Raw genomic sequence first — 18,602 nt, forward strand, 5'->3', positions numbered from 1 at the left:
CCGACCGGGTGTGGGGCGGGCGTTAGGGTGCCCTGTGCGCATTCTCGTCATCGGTTCCGGAGCCCGCGAACACGCCCTGCTGCGGGCGTTGCGACGTGACCCGGCGGTGACCGCGTTGGCCGTGGCCCCGGGCAATGCCGGGACGGCCGTGCTCGCCGACACCCATCCCGTCGACGTGGCGGATCCGACGGCGATCACCGAGCTCGCCGTGCGGCTCGGCGTCGATCTGGTGGTCATCGGTCCGGAGGTGCCCCTGGTCGCCGGGGCCGCCGACGCGCTCGCGGCCCGGGGGATCGCGGCGTTCGGCCCGTCCGCGGCGGCGGCCCGCATCGAGGGTTCCAAGGCCTTCGCCAAGGACGTGATGGCCGCGGCCGGGGTGGCCACCGCCGAGGCGGTCACCGTCACGCACCCGGACGGGGTGTCGGGAGCGCTCGCCGCCTGCGGGGCTCCGTACGTCGTCAAGGACGACGGCCTGGCCGCAGGCAAGGGCGTGGTCGTCACCCCCGATCTCGATGTCGCCACCGAGCACGCCCGGGCCGTCCTGGACGGTGGGCATCCGGTGCTCGTCGAGGAGTTCCTGGCCGGGCCGGAGGTGTCGTTGTTCGCGGTCTGCGACGGGGAGCGGGCGGTCCCGCTGCTGCCGGCCCAGGACTTCAAGCGCCGGGACGACGGTGACGCGGGCCCCAACACCGGCGGGATGGGTGCCTACGCTCCGCTGCCGTGGGCGCCGGTCGGGCTGGTCGACACGGTGATGCGGGACGTCGTCGACCCGGTGCTGGCCGAGATGAGCCGCCGGGGAACGCCTTTCGTCGGTCTGCTGTACGCCGGGCTGGTCCTCACGGTGGACGGTCCGAAGGTCATCGAGTTCAACTGCCGCTTCGGCGACCCGGAGACCCAGGTCGTCCTCGAACTGCTCGACACCCCGTTGGGCGCATTGCTGATGGCCGCGGCGACGGGTCGCCTGGACACCGCCGAACCGTTGGCGTGGCGGGGCGGGTCCGCGGTCACCGTGGTGGTCGCGGCGCCGGGGTATCCGCAGGCGCCCACCCTGGGCGGCGCCGTCACCGGTCTGGACGGCGATCTCGTCCTGCACGCGGGCACCCGACGCGATGCGGACGGCACCGTCCGGTCGACCGGGGGGCGGGTGGTGTCGGTGGTGGGCACCGGGGACGACCTGGCCGCGGCCCGCGTCGCCGCGTACGCCGCGGTCGACCGGATCCGCCTGGACGGCGCCCATCACCGCACCGACATCGCGCTCGCCGCCCAGGAGGGGCTGGTGGCCGTCCCCGGTACCCCGTGACGGACGCGACCACAGCGGGATCCCCGCCCCGGCGCAGGATGACCCGGTGACCACCACCCCTGATCCTGCGCCCCGTCCGGACCCCACCGACCGCCCGGCCCCGTTCGCGCCGTCGGCCCGGTCGCAGGTGGCCCCGTTCCACGTCATGCGGGTGCTGGCCGCGGCGGCCCGGCGGGCGGAGACCGGCGCGGTGGTGCACAACCTCACCGCCGGTCAGCCGTCCACCCCGGCGCCGCGACCGGTGCTGGATGCCGCCCGCCGTGCGCTCGACTCCCATGTCCTCGGGTACACCGAGACCCCCGGCATCCTGCCGCTGCGGGAGGCCATCGCCGGCCACTACGCGCGCTGGTACGGCCTGGCCGTCGATCCGGCGGAGGTCGTGGTGACCACCGGCTCCTCCGGGGCCTTCCTGCTGGCGTTCCTGTCGGCGTTCGACGCCGGGGACCGGGTCGGTCTCGTCCGACCGGGGTACCCCGCGTACCGGAACATCCTGCAGGCCCTGGGATGTGAGGTGGTCGACCTGCCGTGCGGACCGGAGACCCGGTACCAGCCGACAGTGGAGATGCTCGACGGGCTGGGTCTGGCCGGGCTCGTGCTGGCGAGCCCGGCCAACCCCACCGGCACCATGGTCCAGCCCGCCGAGCTGGCGGCGCTGGCGACGGCCTGCGCGCAGCGCGGCATCCGGTTGATCTCGGACGAGATCTACCACGGCATCACCTATTCCGGTGAGCAGTCGTGCAGCTGGGCCACCGACCGGTCCGGGTTCGTGATCAACTCGTTCAGCAAGTACTTCTCGATGACCGGCTGGCGCCTGGGGTGGATGTTGGTGCCCGCAGACCTGCTGGACCCGGTCGACGCGCTGGCCGGCAACCTGGCCATCTGCCCGCCGGCACCGGCCCAGTACGCGGCGGTGAGCGCCTTCGACGCCTACGCCGAGTGCGACGGGCACGTGGTGCGGTACGCCGAGAACCGGCGGATCCTGCTCGACGGGCTGGCCGATCTGGGGATCACCCGGACGGCGCCGGCCGACGGCGCGTTCTACGTCTACGCCGACGTCTCGCAGCTCACCGACGATTCGCAGGCGTTCTGCGCGGACCTGCTCGCCCGGACCGGGGTGGCGACCGCGCCGGGGGTCGACTTCGACCCGGTGGACGGGGCGAGCTTCCTGCGCATGTCGTTCGCCGGCTCGACGGACACGGTGCGCGGGGCGTTGGACGCCCTCGCCGGGCACCTGGGCCGCCGACGCTGGTGACGGGCGCCGCTCCCGGGTGACCCTGAGCGGGTTCAGGGTTGATCCGGACGACGGCGGCCTGTCGGGGAGTGCACAGTGGTGGGGAACGGGATGACGTCCGCCGGCGCCGACGGTGCCGCGTGAGGAGAGGGAGAAGACATGGACCGCACGCTCAAGATCGTCGGGGCGATCGCCCTGATCATCATCGCGGTGATCGTGATCGGCAACATCGTGGGATTCCTGGTCAAGGCGCTGTTCTGGGTGGCCGTGGTCGCCGCCGTGGCGTTCGGGGTGACCTACGTGATCGCGAAGGCCAAGGACAAGGGCCAGCTCCGCCGCTGATTGTCAGCGCACGACACACCGGGCCGGGCCTCCGCCCGGCCGGGGCCGTACAGCACAGAACCCGGGTCCGCCGCCGCGGACCCGGGTTCTGTGGTTCTCCCGGTCGATCAGCCCCTCCAGGGGGCGTTGATCAGGAAGCCGGGGGGGTGAGGACGGTGTCGATCAGGTAGACCGTGGCGTTGGCGGTCTTGACGCCACCGCAGATGACGGCGGAGGTGCCGTTGACGGTCAGCGAGTCACCGGAGCCGGCGACCTCGAGGTCCTGGCCCTCGACGGTGGTGTGGGTGCCCACGATGGCGTCGGGGGCGATCTGGCCCTGGACGACGTGGTAGGTCAGGATCTTGGTCAGCAGATCGGCGTCGGTGCCCAGGGTGGTGACGGTCTCCGCGGGGAGCTTGGCGAAGGCGGCGTCGACCGGGGCGAAGACGGTGAACTCACCGTTGTTCAGGGTGTTGACCAGATCCACGTTCGGGTTCAGCTGGCCGGAGACGGCCTTGACCAGCGTGGTCAGCAGGGGGTTGTTCGAGGCGGCGGTGGCGACCTTGTCGGCGGCCATGCCGTCGACGGATCCGGCGCCCGAGGGGACGGCGGCGGCGTAGTCGGCGCAGCCCGGGCCCACGAGGGTGGCGGCAGCGGCGTCACCGGAGGCGGCCGAGGAGGAGCCGGACATGCTCGACATCTCCGAGGACGACATCGGCGCGGAGGAGGACATGGCCGAGGAGGACATGGGGGCCGAGGAGCTCATCGAGCTCATGGCCGAACCGGCGGCCGAGGTGGCGGAACCGGCAGCGGAGGTGGCGGCACCGGCGGCGGAGGACACCGCGGAGGTGGCCGTGTCGGCGGAGGAGCCGCAGGCGGCCAGGGTCAGGGCCAGGCCGGCCCCGGCGACCAGGGAGAGGACGCGCTTCGTGAACATGGGGATCTCCTTGTGAGGGTGTCGGCCCGGATCTCGGGCCGACGGGGGATGACTCTCGGACGGTGGGGTCCGCCCGTCGTGGGCAGAACCGTTGTCTGGCAGCAGGTATCGAATTCGTCGTGACGCGGTTCCGGCCACTTCCCGGCGCCGGCCCGTGGTGTCGGGGGCGGTGAGGTGGTGGACCCTGTCTGACAGCTGTACTTCGACGGTACGTGGCGGGCGGATGGGCCGAGATCTGAATCCATTCGGGTGACGCGGCCGACACCGCTCGACGGAGCAGATGGGGGCCGAGATCGACTCAGAGTGAGATCCGCTGCGGCGCAGGGGTTGATCACGCGGAATCGGTGATCCCGCTACCGGTCGGAGCCGGTCTTCGGATGCGGATGTCGACTTCCGTTCGGGTCACGGTCCAGCCGGGGGAACGCGGCCGGCCCGGCCGATCGGGATCGGCCGGGCCGGTGGGTACCGCGGGAACAGCGGGGACGAAGGACGGGCGGGGGCGGTCAGACGATGGTGACGGTGCGGGAATCCCATCCGGTGGCGCCGTCGGGCAGGACGCCTGCGAGCTGGTCGGTCTGCACCTCGCCGGCGTCGTCGATCGCCCGGACCCGCACGGTGTGCAGTCCGGGGGTGGCGTCCCACTGGTAGACGTACTGGCGCCAGGTGTCCACGCTGACCAGCCCGGAGAGCTCGGCCTGCACCCAGTCGCCCTGGTCGACCTGCACCTCGACGGCGGAGATGCCGCGGTGCTGGGCCCAGGCCACGCCGGCGACGGCCACCTTGCCGGCGGGCAGCCGGTCGAAGCTCTTCGGCACGTCGATGCGGGACCCGGTCTTGATGGGGCCCTGGGCCGACCAGCCGCGGTCGGTCCAGTAGGCGGAGAAGTCGGCGAACCGGGTGACCTCGAGATCGACGACCCACTTCGTCGCCGAGACGTATCCGTACAGGCCGGGGACGACCATGCGGACGGGGAAGCCGTGCTCGACGGGGAGCGGCTCGCCGTTCATGGCCACGGCCAGGATGGCGTCCCGGCCGTCGGTCAGCGCGGCCAGCGGCGTGCCGATGGTCATGCCGTCGACGCTGGTGGACAGCACCGCATCGGCGCCGGCCTGCGGACCGGCCTCGGCGAGCAGGTCGTCCAGCCGGATGCCCTGCCAGCGGGCGTTGCCGACCAGGTTGCCGCCGACCTCGTTGGAGACGCAGGTCAGGGTGACCATGCGCTCCAGCATGGGCCGCGCCATCAGATCGGCGAAGTTCAGGGTGATCTCCCGGTCGACCAGGCCGTGGATGCGCAACTGCCAGTCCTCGGCGGTGATCCGGGGCAGGGTGAAGGCGGTGTCGATGCGGTAGAAGCCGTCGTTCGGGGTGACGAACGGGCTGAGGTCGTCGACCTGCAGGGCGACGTCGCCGACGGTCTGCACGTCCGACGCTGCGCCCAGCGCGACCCGGTCGCGACTGGCGGCGACCTCGGCAGTGCTGGGAATCCATCGGGCGACGGCGCCGGCCGCGACGGCGACCACGGCCCCGACCCCGGCCATCCTGAAGAAGGTGCGGCGATCGGTGGTACGGGCGGGGGAGGCGGCCAGCATCGGGTGGGCGGCGCCGCTGCGATCGGTGTCCGTGGTGGTGCCCCCCGCGGTCGCCGCGGTCGCGGTCACGGTGCCGACCGACACGTCGTCGCGGACGACGGTGCGGCGGAACACGCTGACCAGGAAGACGATCCCGACGATGCCGCCGACAGCGGTCGGGAGCACGTCGATCGGGCCCGTCCCGGTGCGGGTGAGCACGGCGGCGGCGGTCACGGCGAGCAGGACGACGGTGAGCACGACGGCCGGCCGCGGGCTGCGCCGGGCGAGGACACCGATCAGTCCGGCCAGGATCGCCAGGGTGATCATCATCCCGACGCGCAGGGCCAGCTTGTCGTTGGTGCCGAACGCCTGGATGGCCTGTTCCTTGAGCCACTCCGGCGTGAACTGGATGAAGGTGGCGCCCAGGGCGGCGAGCGGCGAGGAGTTGACGTGCAGCACGCCGACCCAGACACCGAGCGCGGCGACGAGTTCAGCGACCGCGACGGCGAGACCGATGGCGATCAGGCCCATCAGTCCCGCCGTCGCGACGCCCGGCCGCCAAGGTCGGGGTCTCAGCGGCGCGTTCTCACGGTCGGCGATCGGCGTCGACCGGTGACCTGTGGTCACGCCCTGGGATTCGGTCATGGCTTCTCCTCGGATGGCCCGGTGGGCCGGATATATCGAAATTTTTCTTGAGGCCCGCACGGCCCCCTGTCGGGGGAACGCCGGCTGAGATGTGCTTCGTGACGAAGGCCCCGTCGGACGGGCCGTTGCTCCGTTCGGTGCGGAGTGGTGCTGATCGTCGCTCGGGTTCCGAGAGGATTCCGAAATGTCCGAATAGCGCCCATCCGTCGCGGGTCCTGGGTCGAATCATCTTCATGGCGGGCCCGGAAGGGTCCGTCGACCGACCACCATCCTCCATCTCCGTGTGAGCGGGGGGTGTGCCGGACCGGACGGTCGCCCGACCGGGTGACCTCCCCGTGATGCGGACAGGAAAGGATGGGCCGATGGTGCCTCCACGGTTGTCGGCCGTCCCTGACCCCTCCTCCGCGGGCGGGGCCGACGGCTTCGCCGAACCGACCGCCCGGGTGTCGGACGAGAACCTGCTGCAGCAGACGGCATTGGGCCACCAGGACGCGTTCGCCGCGCTCTACACCGCCTACTCCGCCCGCGTGTTCGGCCTCGCCCGACGCATCGTGCGCGATCCCGGGCAGGCCGAGGAGGTGGCTCAGGAGGTGTTCCTGGAGATCTGGCGGCGGGCCAGCCGGTTCGACGCCTCCCGCGGCTCGGCGACCTCCTGGATCATGACGCTCACCCATGCCCGGTCGGTCGACCGGGTGCGGTCCGCCCAGGCGGCGACCGACCGGGAGATCCGGGTCGCGCAGGCGTCCACCGAGCGCGATGTCGATTCCGTCGTGGAGGCGGTCGAGGCCAACTTCGAGCGTCGCGCGGTCCAGCGCTGTCTGACCGCCCTGACCGACCTCCAGCGCGAATCCATCACGTTGGCGTACTACAGCGGCTACACCTACCGAGAGGTGTCCGAGCTTCTCGGAGCCCCGCTGCCGACCATCAAGACCCGCCTACGGGACGGACTCATCCGGCTCCGCGACTGTCTGGGAGTGGGAGCATGACCATGAACAACGACCTCTACCTGCTCACCGGGGCGATGGCGCTGGACGCCCTCCCTGAGGACGAGACCGCCGACTTCCGCGAGTACGCCGAGCAGGATCCGGCCGTCGCCGCGGAGTACCAGAGCTTCCTGGCCACCGTCGCCCTGCTGGGATCGGTCGCGGCCGAGTCGCCGCCGGCCGGCCTGCGGGACAAGGTGATGGCCCAGATCGCGGTGACCCCGCAGCTGCCGCCGCTGACCTCACACCAGCCGATCGTCACCAGCACCGCACCGGTCGCCCCGACCCCGCCGGCCCCGGCCGCCGGGACGGACGACGACGGCCACCTGGCGCCGGTCGTCCCATTGCGTCCCTGGTTCCGGCGCCCGGCCACCTGGATCGCCGCCGCCGCTGCGGCCATCGTCATCGGGACGGGGACGACGATCATCGTCGAGCAGTCCTCGTCGCCCACCGATCCGCTGGTCGCGGTGTCCGACTGCGTGCTGTCCGATCAGGGCCGGCAGGTCATCACCCCGCAGGTCGGCGCGGGCGCCCAGGTCATCCTGTCCCGGGCCTGCAACGGCGCGGTGCTGGACGTGACGTCGTTCGAGCAGCTCCCGGCGGGCAGCCAGTACCAGCTGTGGGCGTTGGAGGGGGATGCGGCGCCGAAGTCGTTGGGGCTGCTCGTCGACGCGTCCAAGGGCGAGGCCCAGCAGCAGGTGGCCTCGTTGGCCGGCGGGGAGACCGGGATCGCCGTCTCGGTGGAGCCCACCGGCGGTTCGGTGGCCCCGACGCAGGACAAGATCGTCTTCGTGGCACCGATCAGCGCCTGATCGACCCGTCCGCACCGCCCGTCAGGGGCATCACCGGTCCGGTGGTGCCCCTGACGGCGTTCCGCGTCCGGCCCGTCCGTGCCGGCGTCGGCCGAGTCGCAGGGCCCCGGACTCGACGATGGCCATCGCGGTCAGCATCAGCAGACCGCCCAGGGTGATCCGCCAGGTGAGCTCCTCGTCCAGGAAGGTGATGGCCAGCACCGCGGCCCAGACCGGTTCGGTCGACATGATGATCGCCGCCCGGGACGGATCGAGATGGGCCTGGGCCCAGGACTGCGCGACCAGCGCCACCGCCCCGGGGATGACGGCCAGGTAGACCAGCACCGTCCAGTCGACCGCGCCGCTGGGCAGGAAGTTCGCGCCGGGATCGTGCACGACGGCCCCGGCGGCGCAGATCACGGCGGTGACCACCGCCTGGACCACGGCCAGACCGAGCGCGTTGCGGGCGGTGGCCCACACGCCGAGACCCACGATGTGCAGGGCGTAGAGCGCGGCCGACACCAGGGTCAGGGCCTCGCCGGTGCCGACCGAGAACCCGTTCAGCGCGAGCAGCGCCAGCCCGACGGTGGCGATGACGGCGGCCACCCACACCCGGGGCGGGATCCGGATCCGCAGCAGGACCGCGGCCCACAGCGGGGTCAGCACCACGTACAGGCCGGTGATGAACCCGGACACGCTGGCCGGGGTGGTCTCCAGCCCGAACGTCTGGACGATCTGCGCGCCGCCGTAGGCCAGGCCCAGCCAGACCCCCCGGCCCAGGTCCCGCCGGGACAGCCGTCGCAGCGCCGGCAGGAACAGCGCGACCATGACCACCGCGGCGAGGGTGAACCGGGTGGTCAGGAAGGGCAGCGACGCGAGCGAGTCGAGCATGACCTTGGTGAGCGGGAAGCTGGATCCCCAGCCGACCGCGACGACCAGCAGCACGAGCACGGCCCAGGTCGCCGTCCGGGGCGACCCGGTGGCCGCTACGGTTCCACCCTGGCCGGGCGGACGGTGGGGGGAGTCGGTCGATGACACGAGAGGTCATGCTGCCCCATCCGCACGCCCGCGTCCGTCCGCCGACGGGCCGGACCCCGCCCCCGCGCAGCCGGATCGCCCGCCGGTGCAACCGTTCGGTGGCCCCCCTCCGTCCGATGAGCAGGCAGGAGGGCTGAGTGCGCACCGAGGAGGAGGCGGCGTTCGCCGAGTACATGACCGCCCGTCGCGATGCGGTGCGACGCACGGCCTATCTGCTGTGCGGGGAGTGGCACAAGGCCGACGACCTCACCCAGACGGCGTTCGTGAAGCTGTACGGCGCCTGGGGTCGGATCCGGGATCGCGGCGCCCTGGACGCCTACGTCCGGTCGTGCCTGGTCCGGGCGACGATCGACGAGTCACGCCGACCCTGGCGGCGGGAGCGTGCGGTGGAGTTTCTGCCCGAACCGCATCCGTCGGCCGGCGGGTCCGCCGATCTGGCCGACTTCGCCGGTGGCCTGGCCGATCGGGACGCCGTCCGGGAGGCGCTGCGGCAGGTGCCGCCCGGGCAGCGCACCGTGCTGGTGCTCCGCTACTACGAGGGATTGGACGTCAAGGCCGTGGCGCAGGCGCTGGGGTGTTCGGACGGGACGGTCAAGTCGCAGACCTCCCGCGGGCTGGCCGCGCTGAAGGCCGCGCTGGCCGTGACGGGGACGACCCCCGAGCGCCGCGAGGGGGAGGGGCGATGACCGGGCCCGACCCCACGCCCCCGCCGGGTGCCGCGGACGAGGAGGCGCTGCGGCAGCTGTTCACCCACCTCGCCGACGATCCCGACGCACCGCCCAGCTCGGTCAGCGCCCTGCGGGTCCGCGCTGCGGCCGGTCGGCGCCGGGACGCCCGCCGCCGCACGCTCCGCACCACCCTGCTGGCCGCCGCCGGGGTCGCCGTCGTCGCGTTGCTGGTGCCGATCGCCCTGCGGGCCACCGGTGGGGCCACCACCAGCACCGCCTCGTCCGACCGGACGCTGGTCGAGGCCGCGAGCTCCGCGGCCGGATCGGCCGCGGCGGCCGCTCCCGGCCAGGCCCAGCTGCCCGACGAGGGGGGGGCGCGGGCGTTGTCCCTGGGGGAGTCGTCGGCCGGCAGCAGCTCGGCCCCGGCGGGCGCGAACGGGAGCGCGGCGGCGTCGTCGGCGGCATCGTCGGCCGCGTCGTCGGCTGCCACAGGGTCCGCTGCGGGTTCGGACCGCTGCGCGTCGACCTCGCTCGATCCCGCCGCCGCCGCGGCGGTGGTCGACGCACTCCCGGGCCGCGGGGGCGTGGTGCAGGAGGTCGCGCCGGCCGTCCTGCCGTGCACCCGGGGCGGGGTGTCCGGGACGGCGTTCGACGTCGTCGCCGGCGCCCAGGCCGGGTCGGTGCAGGTCGCGCTGCTCGGCTCCGCCCCCGCGGAGTGCGCCGCGGGGTGTCCCGCGGTGGACGGATCCGGTGCGGTGCTGCTCCGGGACGACCCCACCGGGACGGAGGTCGCCGTGCCCGGACCGCAGGGCTGGGTGCTGCTGCAGCAGGAACTGACCAACCTGTCCGGCCTGGACCCGCTGACCCAGCTGCCGTTCACCGCCGCGGAGCTGGCGGCCGCGGGTCGCGCCGTGCTCGCCGCCGGGTGACGCCGGGCGGTTGCTCGGCCGGGGGCGCACTGCTCGCGCGTGGGTGCGGTGCTCACGACCGGTCGCGAGCACCGCGTCCCGCGCCGAGCAACGAGCCCCCTGCCCACCGGACTTGCCCGTCGAACCCTGGGGCTGGTCGGCCATACTGCGGCCATGTCCTCCGCCGATGTGCCCACACCGGGTCCGGACGAGCACCGGCGGGCGGCGGTGAGCGCCAACCACCACGCCTGGACGCTCCTGACGGTGCCGTCGAGATCGGCCGACGAGGACGAGGACATGGTGCGCAGCGCCTACGCCGCCGCCCACCACTGGCAGCACGCGCGCGGGGCCGGCCCCGAGAACGAGGCCCGGGCCGCCTATCTCGTGGCCAAGGTCCTGCTGCTGACCGGTCACCCGGAGGGGGCGCTGCGCTCGGCGGACCGGTCGCTGCGGGCCTGCGAGGAGCATGGGCTGGCCGATTTCGACCTGGCGTACGCGCACGAGATCCGGGCCCGCGCCCTGGCCGCACTGGACCGGGAGGACGAAGCGGCGTGGGAGTGGGTGGCCGCGGTGGCCGTCCCCATCGCCGACCCCGACGACCGCGCCCTGGTCGAGGCGGACTTCGCGGACCGGCCCGTCTGATCCGGGCGGGACGCGGTCACGGGAGCAGCGCACCCCGCAGCGCATCGGCCTGCGACCGCCAGAAGGTCCGCGAGACAGCGGCTCTCGGCAGCAGGGCGTCGAAACCGTGGAAGGCTCCCGGGACCACGTCCAGGGCGCAGGGCACGTCGGCGTCCCGCAGTCGCCGGGCGTAGGCGACGTCCTCGTCGTGGAACAGGTCGAGCGAACCGACGCCGATCCAGGCCGGGGGCAGGCCGGTGAGGTCCTCGCGCCGGGCCGGGACGGAGTACGTCGGCACCTCCGGTGAGCCGGGTTCCCGTCCGAGATAGGACGTCCAGCCGAACCGGTTGCTCCGCGGCGTCCACGCCCGGACGTGCGGGACGCGGTGGCCGGGCCGGGTGACGGTGCGGTCGTCCAGCATCGGGTAGACGAGCAGCTGGAACGCCACCGCCGGCTCGCCGTCGCGTCGTGTGTCATGCATGCGATGGGCGAGGGCGGCGGCCAACCCACCACCGGCGCTCGCCCCGCCGACGGCGACCCGGGACGCTTCGATCCCGAGCTCGTCGGCGCGATCCAGGAGGCCCCGCAGCCCGGCGAACACGTCGTCGACGGCCGCGGGGGCCGGGTGTTCCGGGGCCAGGCGATAGCGGACCGAGGCCACCGCGATGCCCAGTTCGCGGACGAAGCCCAGGCTGCTGCGCTCGTCCTGCTCCGGCCGGCCGATGATCAGCCCACCGCCGTGGATCCACAGCAGCAGTGGCACCGGGCCGCTCGCGGCGGCGGGCCGGAGCAGGCGGAGCGACACCTCGGGCCCGCCGTCGTACCCGGGGACGGTGATCTCCCGGGCCCGGACGTCGGGGCCCGGGTCGGGGGCGGGCCGCTCGGGAAGGTGCCGGAGGAGCCGCACCACCGCCGGGCCGAAGGACACCGGGGGGAGCAACCGGGCGATGCGCAGATCGGGGTGAAAGGCGTTCACCCGCCCTGCCTACCCGACGAGCGGCCCGGACGCAGCCGGGCCCGGCGCGCAGTTGCGCACCGGGCCCGGCGGGAATGCGGGGGACTCAGCCGGCCAGGAACTTCACCAGCGCCGCGTTGAACTCCTCGGCGTGGGTGGTGTTGATGCCGTGCGGGCCGCCCTCGATGAGGACCAGCTCGCTGTTCGCGATCAGTTCGTGCGACCGCTTGCCGCTGACCTCGAACGGCACCACCTGATCGGCGTCGCCGTGGATGACCAGGGTGGGCACATCGACCTTGGCCACGTCGCCGCGGAAGTCGGTGCGGCCGAAGGCGGCGATGCAGTCCAGGGTGCCCTTGGGCGAGGCGACCTCCGCCAGGGACAGGGCGTAGTCGTGGGTCGGCCCGCTGACGAGCTCGCGCACGCCGGTCGCGGTCACCAGCTTGGACAGGAAGCCCTCGCCGCCCGGGGTGAAGAAGTTGCTGACGAACCCGTCGAGGAACTTCGGCCGGTCGGTCTTCACGCCGGTCTCGAAGCCGCCGATGGTGGCGTCGTCCAGGCCGCCGTCCGGGTTGTCGTCGGACTGGTAGAGGTACGGCGGGACCGCGGCGGCGAGCACGGCCTTGCTGACCCGGCTGCTGCCGTAGGTACCGATGTAGCGGACGACCTCGCCGCCACCCATCGAGAAGCCGACCAGGGCGACCTCGGTGAGATCCAGCTCGGTGAGCAGGGTGTTCAGGTCCGCGGCGAACGTGTCGTAGTCGTACCCGTTCCACGGCTGCGTGGACTGGCCGAAACCGCGACGGTCGTAGGTGATGACCCGGTGACCGGCCTCGACGAGGGCGGGGACCTGGGCCTCCCAGGACCGGCCGGACAGCGGCCAGCCGTGGATGAGGACGACCGGCTTGCCGGTGCCGTAGTCCTCGTAGTGCAACTCGATCGGCGATCCGGCCTCGGTGCCGACGGTGACCTTGGGCATGGTGTCTGCGCTCCTGACGTCGTGGGGACCTCCGCGCGGATCGTTCCCGCTGGATCGGACCCGCTGGGGCGGTGTCCGGCATGTCGTATTCGGAACCAACCGTGCTGCGGTGCGGTCCATTCCCGGTGCCGGGACGGCTGTCCCATCGGGTGAGATTGCCGCGGATGGTCGGGTGGGCACGACCCTGCGGGGCACTATCAGGCCATGGCCGCAATCCTCCCGACCATCGGACTCATCGTCGGGGTCCTGCTGATCACCTCGGTGGCGACCCGGTTCTCCCTCCCCGCGCCGATCCTGCTGGTGCTGATCGGCCTGGGCGTCTCGTTCATCCCCGGCATCCCCGGCTACGAGGTCTCCCCCGAGATCGTGCTGTACGTGCTGCTGCCGCCACTGCTCTACGGGGCGGCCTACGAGTCGTCCGCGGTGGCCATCCGCCGGCTGATCCGCCCGATCGTGCAGTTGGCCGTGGTGCTGGTCCTGCTCACCGCGTTCACCGTCGCCTTCGTGGTGACGGCGATCGTGCCGGGCGTGCCGTTCGCCGCCGCGCTCGCCCTGGGGGCCATCGTCGCCCCGCCGGACGCGGTGGCCGCGGTCGCGGTGGCCCGGAAGGTCGGCCTGCCCCGCCGGCTGCTCACCGTGCTCGAGGGCGAGTCGCTGTTCAACGACGCGACCTCCCTGGTCACCCTCAAGGTGGCCATCGCGGCCATCGGGGCGACCTCGGTGGCGTGGGCGCCGGCGCTCGGCGAGTTCGCCTGGGCCTCGGGCGGTGGCGTGATCATCGGGGTGCTGCTGGGTCTGTTCCTCTCGTTCGTCCGTCGGCACGCCGGGTCACCGCTGACCATCACCGCGCTCTCCCTGGTCACCCCGTTCGCGGCCTACCTGATCGGTGAGGAGGCCCACGCCTCCGGGGTTCTCGTCGTCGTGGTGACGGGGCTCGTGCTCGGGTACCGGTCGCCCACGGAGGTGGCGGCGTCGGTCCGGCTGACCGAGACGGCCACCTGGGCGGCGTTGCGCTTCGTCCTGGAGGGCGGGGTGTTCGCGCTCATCGGACTGGAGCTCCGCGGCATCATCCAGGGGCTGGACACCAGCACCGACAACGTCTTCCTGGCCATCGGCGCGGTGCTGCTGACGGTCATCGTGAGCCGGCCGATCTGGGTCGGGCTGATCCACGCCGTCAGTCGGCTCACCGGGAAGGAGAACGAGCACGTCGGCCGCAAGGGGGTGGCGGCGGTCTCCTGGGCCGGGATGCGCGGCGTGGTGTCGCTGGCTGCCGCGCAGACGCTCCCGCTGGACACCCCGTTCCGTTCCCTGCTGCTGGTCTGCACCATCACCGTCATCCTGGGCACCCTGGTGCTCCAGGGGCTGAGCCTGCCGTGGGTGATCCGGCGGCTGGGCATCGTCGAGGACACCCGGGCCGACGATCTCGCCGAACGCACCACAGCGCTGACCAAGGTCAGCGAGGAGATCAACGCCCGGGTGGACGCGCTCTGCTCCGACGGCAAGCTGTCCGAGCGGCAGGGCGAGCTGATGCGCAAGTGGGCCTCGCTGCGCGACTGGCGGAACTGGGAGGACGACGACGCGTCCCGCGACTTCGCCCGCCGGCTGTCCGTGCTGTCGGACTGGCGGCGCACCCTGCTGGGCATCGAGCGTGAGGTCATCGTGGGTCTGCGCAACAGCGGTGAGCTCTCCGAGAACGTCCTGAACGACATGCAGCACGACCTGGACCTGGAGGAGGCCCTGCTGGAACGGCGCAGCCAGGCGGTCGACGGGCACCTCGGCGAGCTCCCCGCCCAGGAGGACCCGGAGGGGTCCGGCCGTCCCGAGCTCGACCAGGAGCCGTCCCCGGACGGGGAGAGCGGTGACCGACGGGACGCCGATGTGGACGAGGACGCCGCCGTCGACGACGCGGACGTCAGTGCCCTGCTGATGGACGAGCAGCGTGCCGAGGGCACCGTCATCGGACAGCGCTCCGGGCGGACCGGCCGGGACTGACCGACCCGGCCCCGCCCCCCGGTCAGGACGGGGGCGGTCGACGGGGGATGCCCCGCGGCCGCAGCTGCGCCTGCGCGTCCAGCTCGGCCCGCTGGTCGGCCAGCGCCCGGGCACGGCGGTCCAGGTCCGCGGCCCGTTGGGCGTCGGTGGGTTCGCGGGGAGCCGGGCGGGGGAGGGACAGGGGGACGGGGCGCCGCAACTCCTTTCCGCCCAGGGCGGCGACCTCGGCCGCGTGCTCGGCGGGGATGTCGTCCAGGGTGAGGGTGCGGCCGGTGGTGAGCACGAGGCGCACCTGCTCGACACCGAGCTGGGGAGCGGCGACGGCGTCCACCTCGGCCCAGGTGACCGACCGACGGAGCCGCCACGGCCGGCGGATGCCGGCGGCGTCGACGACGGTGGGGGAGCGTTGCGCGTAGATCCAGAGTCCGGCGAAATAGATCAGCCACATCCCGGCAAACCCGCCGCGGCCCCGCCACAGGTCCCAGACCAGCAGGACCAGCACGGCCACCGCTCCCAGTGCCATCCAGCGCTGCGATCGGGGCGGCAGGGAGCGCCTGCGACCGACGATCGTCCCGGGTGCCTCGTTGCCCACCCGGTGATCATGCACCCGGCGGGTGCCGCTGAGGGGTCCGGGTGGGACCTCCGAACCACCGGTGCAGGGCGAGCTCCAGACCGCTCTGCTCGGCGCCCGCCCAGGCCACGTGTCCGTCGGGTCGGACGAGGACGGCAGGCTCGTCCAGATCGGCACCGGGATCGGTGACGTGGTGGATGCGGTCCGCCCAGCCGGCCACCGACAGGCCGCCGGCGCGCTCGATCAGGACCCCCCGGGCGTCGCGCAGGTGGTGGTACAGCCGGCCCGAGCCGAGCGGCACATCCGGCATCCGTCGACCGACCAGGGGGTGTCCGTCACCCGTGTCGTAGCGGATGCCCAGCGCGGACACCTTCTCGGTGAGATGCCGGTTGACCCCGGGGATCTGCAGGAGCTCGGCGAGCAGGCCGCGCACCGCTCGGGGGCCCGGATCGGCGGAGAGCAGGGCCATGACGGCCCGGGTGGTCTCCAGGACTTCGGCGGCCACCGGGTGCCGTTCCGCGTGGTAGCTGTCGAGCAACCCGGCCGGAGCCCATCCGGAGATCTCGGCGGCCAGCTTCCACCCCAGGTTGACCGCGTCCCGGATGCCCAGGTTGAGGCCCTGCCCCCCGGTGGGCGGGTGGACGTGGGCGGCGTCCCCGGCCAGCAGGACCCGGCTCAGCCGGTAGCGCTCGGCGAGGCGGGTGGCGTCGCCGAAGCGGGAGAGCCAGCGGGGGGAATGCACCCCGAGGTCGGTACCGGCGACCGCCCGCAGTCGTTCCCGGAGCTCGGCCAGGGTCGGGGGGACGTCGCGATCCGCCGCGAGATCTGCTGCGGGGACGACGATGCGGTGCACACCGTCATCCGACGGCCCGACCCCGAACCGCAGTTCCGTCCGCCGCACCTCGGCCACCACCGCGGCCACGACGTCAGGTGGCGCGGCCACCTCGACCTCGCCGAGGATCATCTCCACCCGGCTGGGTTCGCCGGGGAAGGCGATGCCGGTCAGTCTGCGCACCGTGCTGCGTCCGCCGTCGCATCCCACCAGGAAGCGGCATCGCAGCCGGGTGGCATCGGCCAGTTCGACGTCCACCCCTCGGTCGTCCTGCTCGAGGGTGATCAGCTCGGTCCCCCAACGGATCTCGGCACCGACCTCGATCGCGTGCTCGACGAGCAGACGGTCGGTCGTGGTCTGCGGGATGCCTAGGACGTACGGCTGGGAGCTCGGCAGATCCGCCGGCCACGGTGCCGGCACCCCGGCGAAGCCGCCGATCGGGTGCCGGGTGCCCACCGCCAGGAAGGGCGCCAGCATGCCGCGCTGGTCGAGCACCTCCAGGCTGCGGGCCTGCAGGCCCAGCGAGCGGACGATCGGCGTCGGCCCGGTGAGCCGTTCCAGCACCACCACGTGCAGTCGGTGCAGGCGGAGCTCGGCGGCCAGCATCAGCCCGGTCGGGCCACCCCCGGCGATGACGACGTCGATCACGCTTCCCCCGTCCCCCTCCACCCGGTCCGACGCGGGGCGCATCGCCGCAGGTCCGGGGCTCGGTGCGCGATTCTGCGCGGGCTCCCCGGCCTTGCCGCAAGCCCCCCGGTGCGCTGTAGCGTGGAGGTGGCGGGGCGCCCCGGGGGAACGGTGTCAGCCGGCGAGATCCAGTTGCGCGTCGACCACGGCCAGCACCGTCCAGCTCGCGCCGGTGCTGTCGGTCATCGCCCAGGCGGGCAGCACGAGCACGGTGCCGTCGGCCCGGTACTCGGTCGTCAGGGCGGGAGTGGCTGCGGTGAGGGTGATCTCGGTGGTGGACCAGGGCAGCGGGGCGCCGGGGGTCGGCGGGGTGACGGGAGTCGTCGCCGCTCCGTCCGAAGCGGGAGACCGGACCGTGTCGGTGGCGACCAGGGGCATGGCCCCACCGCCGGCGGCGCCGAACCGGGTGTCGTTCATCCGGGCGACGGCCTGGGCCGGGCTGATCAGGTCGTAGTCGCCCAGGCTCGCCAGCGGTGCGAGCGGTCCGGAGAAGTACGCGAGGCGATCCCCGACGAAGCTGAACGACCAGGCGTACCCGAGGCTCACCCCGTCGAGCTGCGGGGACGCGGTCACCGATCGGTAGCCGCCACTGACCTGGTCGTCCGGCGAGGTCAGGGTGAAGGCGGCCGGGTCGAGACCGATGGTGGTCAGCAGCGCGGTACTGCGGTCCACGGCGTCCTGGCCGGTGATCGGCGCGGGGCACGTTCCGGTGGGCGGCGTGCCGACCGACGGGGTGCTGCCCGCCGGCGCCTCGGCCGCCGGGGCCGGCAGCGGCTCCACCGCGACGGAGCAGTCACCGCCGACGGTCGGATCGGTGTAGCTGAACGACGCGGTGCCGTCCTGTGCGACGCTCACCGAGGGCGCCGTCCCGTCGTTCGGCCCGACGGTGAACGCGCCGTACTCGTCCACCGCGGATCCCGGGACACCCAGCGCCCCAGCGATTCTCTCGGCGGTCGCCGCCGCGCCGGTCCCCGCGGCGTCGTAGACCCAGGCGCTCCCGGTGCTGCCTTCCGCGGGGAGCCCGCCGTCGACGAAGTGCAGCCGTCCGCCGTAGCCGATCAACCGACTGTCCTGGCCGGCGCCTGCGGACATCGCACCCGCCTCGGACGGCAGCCCGGGCGCGGCGGACGCGCTCTGCTGGCCTCCGGTGGCGGCCGAGGGCAGGGCGGATGCGGACTCCGGGACGGCCGCGTTCGACCCGGCCGCGGCGACGGGTGTGTCCCGCCCGGCCGTCTGCTGCCCGACCACGAAGGCGCCACCACCGACCACGGCCACCGCGGCCGCCACCGCCGCGAGCCGCTGCCAGCGGCGGGCCGGTGCGCGCAGCGGGGTGACCCCGGGCGCGGTGTCCCGGGGCAGAGGGGTGGGTACCGGGCCCGGTTCCAGGGTCGGTCCAGCGGCGATCCGCCGGTCGACCCTGCGCCGCAGGGCGGCGAGATCGGGGGCGGCGGGACCGACCGGGTCGGCCGCGCGGAGCCGGTCGAAGGCGTCGGCCGACTGCGTGTCGGGGGACTGCGGGTCGGGTGTCCGGTCGTCGGTCACGGGGGCTCCTGTCGTCGGGTGCGGATCAGGTGG

The 18,602-nt window shown here is 73.4% G+C and carries 17 protein-coding genes; 9 read left to right on the plus strand and 8 right to left on the minus strand.

Annotation, left to right across the window (positions count from 1 at the left end):
* The first annotated feature begins 34 nt into the window (after positions 1-34).
* From purD to J2S58_RS13715, 3 genes are all read left to right on the plus strand, one after another.
* Positions 35-1,300: a phosphoribosylamine--glycine ligase gene (gene purD / locus J2S58_RS13705; protein WP_205257692.1), complete on the plus strand. Its 1,266-nt coding sequence runs from the start codon at positions 35-37 to the stop codon at positions 1,298-1,300.
* A 145-nt stretch (positions 1,301-1,445) separates the two neighbouring features.
* Positions 1,446-2,552: a pyridoxal phosphate-dependent aminotransferase gene (locus tag J2S58_RS13710; protein WP_205257751.1), complete on the plus strand. Its 1,107-nt coding sequence runs from the start codon at positions 1,446-1,448 to the stop codon at positions 2,550-2,552.
* Positions 2,553-2,690: 138 nt separating this feature from the next.
* On the plus strand, positions 2,691-2,873 hold the full coding sequence (locus J2S58_RS13715; RefSeq protein ID WP_205257693.1) for a hypothetical protein: 183 nt from the start codon (positions 2,691-2,693) through the stop codon (positions 2,871-2,873).
* A 130-nt stretch (positions 2,874-3,003) separates the two neighbouring features.
* Here the strand turns inward: J2S58_RS13715 and J2S58_RS13720 are convergent, their stop codons facing one another.
* Both J2S58_RS13720 and J2S58_RS13725 read right to left on the minus strand, forming a co-directional pair.
* A complete protein-coding gene (locus tag J2S58_RS13720; protein WP_205257694.1) occupies positions 3,004-3,789 on the minus strand; it encodes a fasciclin domain-containing protein in 786 nt (261 codons plus the stop codon).
* Positions 3,790-4,292: 503 nt separating this feature from the next.
* A complete protein-coding gene (locus J2S58_RS13725) occupies positions 4,293-6,002 on the minus strand; it encodes a molybdopterin-dependent oxidoreductase (protein WP_205257695.1) in 1,710 nt (569 codons plus the stop codon).
* 362 nt (positions 6,003-6,364) lie between these two features.
* On the opposite strand from J2S58_RS13725, the gene sigK reads away from it, so the two are divergent.
* A complete protein-coding gene (gene sigK, locus J2S58_RS13730) occupies positions 6,365-6,988 on the plus strand; it encodes an ECF RNA polymerase sigma factor SigK (RefSeq protein ID WP_205257696.1) in 624 nt (207 codons plus the stop codon).
* Positions 6,985-7,797 carry an anti-sigma factor gene (locus J2S58_RS13735; protein WP_205257697.1) on the plus strand — a complete coding sequence of 271 codons (813 nt, stop codon included), beginning with the start codon at positions 6,985-6,987 and terminating at the stop codon, positions 7,795-7,797. Before sigK ends, J2S58_RS13735 begins: the two co-directional genes overlap by 4 nt.
* Before the next feature lie 30 nt (positions 7,798-7,827).
* Here the strand turns inward: J2S58_RS13735 and J2S58_RS13740 are convergent, their stop codons facing one another.
* Positions 7,828-8,727, minus strand: a complete 900-nt coding sequence (locus J2S58_RS13740; RefSeq protein ID WP_205257698.1) for a DMT family transporter — start codon at positions 8,725-8,727, stop codon at positions 7,828-7,830.
* A 224-nt stretch (positions 8,728-8,951) separates the two neighbouring features.
* Between J2S58_RS13740 and J2S58_RS13745 the strand changes: the two genes are divergently transcribed.
* The 3 genes from J2S58_RS13745 (at position 8,952) to J2S58_RS13755 (ending at position 11,032) form a co-directional block, all read left to right on the plus strand.
* The gene (locus J2S58_RS13745; RefSeq protein ID WP_205257699.1) at positions 8,952-9,500 is read left to right on the plus strand and encodes a SigE family RNA polymerase sigma factor; all 549 of its coding nucleotides are present in this window, start codon (positions 8,952-8,954) and stop codon (positions 9,498-9,500) included.
* Positions 9,497-10,411, plus strand: a complete 915-nt coding sequence (locus J2S58_RS13750) for a hypothetical protein (protein ID WP_306828595.1) — start codon at positions 9,497-9,499, stop codon at positions 10,409-10,411. The genes J2S58_RS13745 and J2S58_RS13750 overlap by 4 nt, the downstream gene beginning before the upstream one ends.
* A 153-nt stretch (positions 10,412-10,564) precedes the next feature.
* The gene (locus tag J2S58_RS13755; RefSeq protein ID WP_205257701.1) at positions 10,565-11,032 is read left to right on the plus strand and encodes a hypothetical protein; all 468 of its coding nucleotides are present in this window, start codon (positions 10,565-10,567) and stop codon (positions 11,030-11,032) included.
* 16 nt (positions 11,033-11,048) lie between these two features.
* On the opposite strand, the gene J2S58_RS13760 is transcribed toward J2S58_RS13755, so the two are convergent.
* Positions 11,049-11,987: an alpha/beta hydrolase gene (locus tag J2S58_RS13760; protein ID WP_205257702.1), complete on the minus strand. Its 939-nt coding sequence runs from the start codon at positions 11,985-11,987 to the stop codon at positions 11,049-11,051.
* Between the two features lie 85 nt (positions 11,988-12,072).
* A complete protein-coding gene (locus tag J2S58_RS13765) occupies positions 12,073-12,945 on the minus strand; it encodes an alpha/beta fold hydrolase (protein WP_205257703.1) in 873 nt (290 codons plus the stop codon).
* 204 nt (positions 12,946-13,149) lie between these two features.
* On the opposite strand from J2S58_RS13765, the gene J2S58_RS13770 reads away from it, so the two are divergent.
* A complete protein-coding gene (locus J2S58_RS13770) occupies positions 13,150-14,937 on the plus strand; it encodes a Na+/H+ antiporter (RefSeq protein WP_205257704.1) in 1,788 nt (595 codons plus the stop codon).
* A 22-nt stretch (positions 14,938-14,959) separates the two neighbouring features.
* On the opposite strand, the gene J2S58_RS13775 is transcribed toward J2S58_RS13770, so the two are convergent.
* The 3 genes from J2S58_RS13775 to J2S58_RS13785 all read right to left on the minus strand — a co-directional run bounded on the left by J2S58_RS13775 (position 14,960) and on the right by J2S58_RS13785 (position 18,569).
* A complete protein-coding gene (locus J2S58_RS13775; RefSeq protein ID WP_306828599.1) occupies positions 14,960-15,460 on the minus strand; it encodes a hypothetical protein in 501 nt (166 codons plus the stop codon).
* A 76-nt stretch (positions 15,461-15,536) separates the two neighbouring features.
* On the minus strand, positions 15,537-16,988 hold the full coding sequence (locus J2S58_RS13780; RefSeq protein WP_205257752.1) for an FAD-dependent monooxygenase: 1,452 nt from the start codon (positions 16,986-16,988) through the stop codon (positions 15,537-15,539).
* 153 nt (positions 16,989-17,141) lie between these two features.
* Positions 17,142-18,569: a hypothetical protein gene (locus J2S58_RS13785; RefSeq protein ID WP_205257706.1), complete on the minus strand. Its 1,428-nt coding sequence runs from the start codon at positions 18,567-18,569 to the stop codon at positions 17,142-17,144.
* Positions 18,570-18,602 lie beyond the last annotated feature (33 nt).

It is taken from the genome of Nakamurella flavida (genome assembly GCF_030811475.1).
GTDB lineage: Bacteria > Actinomycetota > Actinomycetes > Mycobacteriales > Nakamurellaceae > Nakamurella > Nakamurella flavida.

What these genes read in the sequence shown, in the direction of transcription:
- J2S58_RS13775 (WP_306828599.1), bottom strand. Translation starts at nt 15,460, where the DNA reads ATGGCACTGGGAGCGGTGGCCGTGCTGGTCCTGCTGGTCTGGGACCTG.
- J2S58_RS13765 (WP_205257703.1), bottom strand. Translation starts at nt 12,945, where the DNA reads ATGCCCAAGGTCACCGTCGGCACCGAGGCCGGATCGCCGATCGAGTTG.
- sigK (WP_205257696.1), top strand. Translation starts at nt 6,365, where the DNA reads ATGGTGCCTCCACGGTTGTCGGCCGTCCCTGACCCCTCCTCCGCGGGC.
- J2S58_RS13710 (WP_205257751.1), top strand. Translation starts at nt 1,446, where the DNA reads ATGCGGGTGCTGGCCGCGGCGGCCCGGCGGGCGGAGACCGGCGCGGTG.
- J2S58_RS13725 (WP_205257695.1), bottom strand. Translation starts at nt 6,002, where the DNA reads ATGACCGAATCCCAGGGCGTGACCACAGGTCACCGGTCGACGCCGATC.
- J2S58_RS13720 (WP_205257694.1), bottom strand. Translation starts at nt 3,789, where the DNA reads ATGTTCACGAAGCGCGTCCTCTCCCTGGTCGCCGGGGCCGGCCTGGCC.
- J2S58_RS13770 (WP_205257704.1), top strand. Translation starts at nt 13,150, where the DNA reads ATGGCCGCAATCCTCCCGACCATCGGACTCATCGTCGGGGTCCTGCTG.
- J2S58_RS13750 (WP_306828595.1), top strand. Translation starts at nt 9,497, where the DNA reads ATGACCGGGCCCGACCCCACGCCCCCGCCGGGTGCCGCGGACGAGGAG.
- J2S58_RS13755 (WP_205257701.1), top strand. Translation starts at nt 10,565, where the DNA reads ATGTCCTCCGCCGATGTGCCCACACCGGGTCCGGACGAGCACCGGCGG.
- J2S58_RS13735 (WP_205257697.1), top strand. Translation starts at nt 6,985, where the DNA reads ATGACCATGAACAACGACCTCTACCTGCTCACCGGGGCGATGGCGCTG.
- J2S58_RS13715 (WP_205257693.1), top strand. Translation starts at nt 2,691, where the DNA reads ATGGACCGCACGCTCAAGATCGTCGGGGCGATCGCCCTGATCATCATC.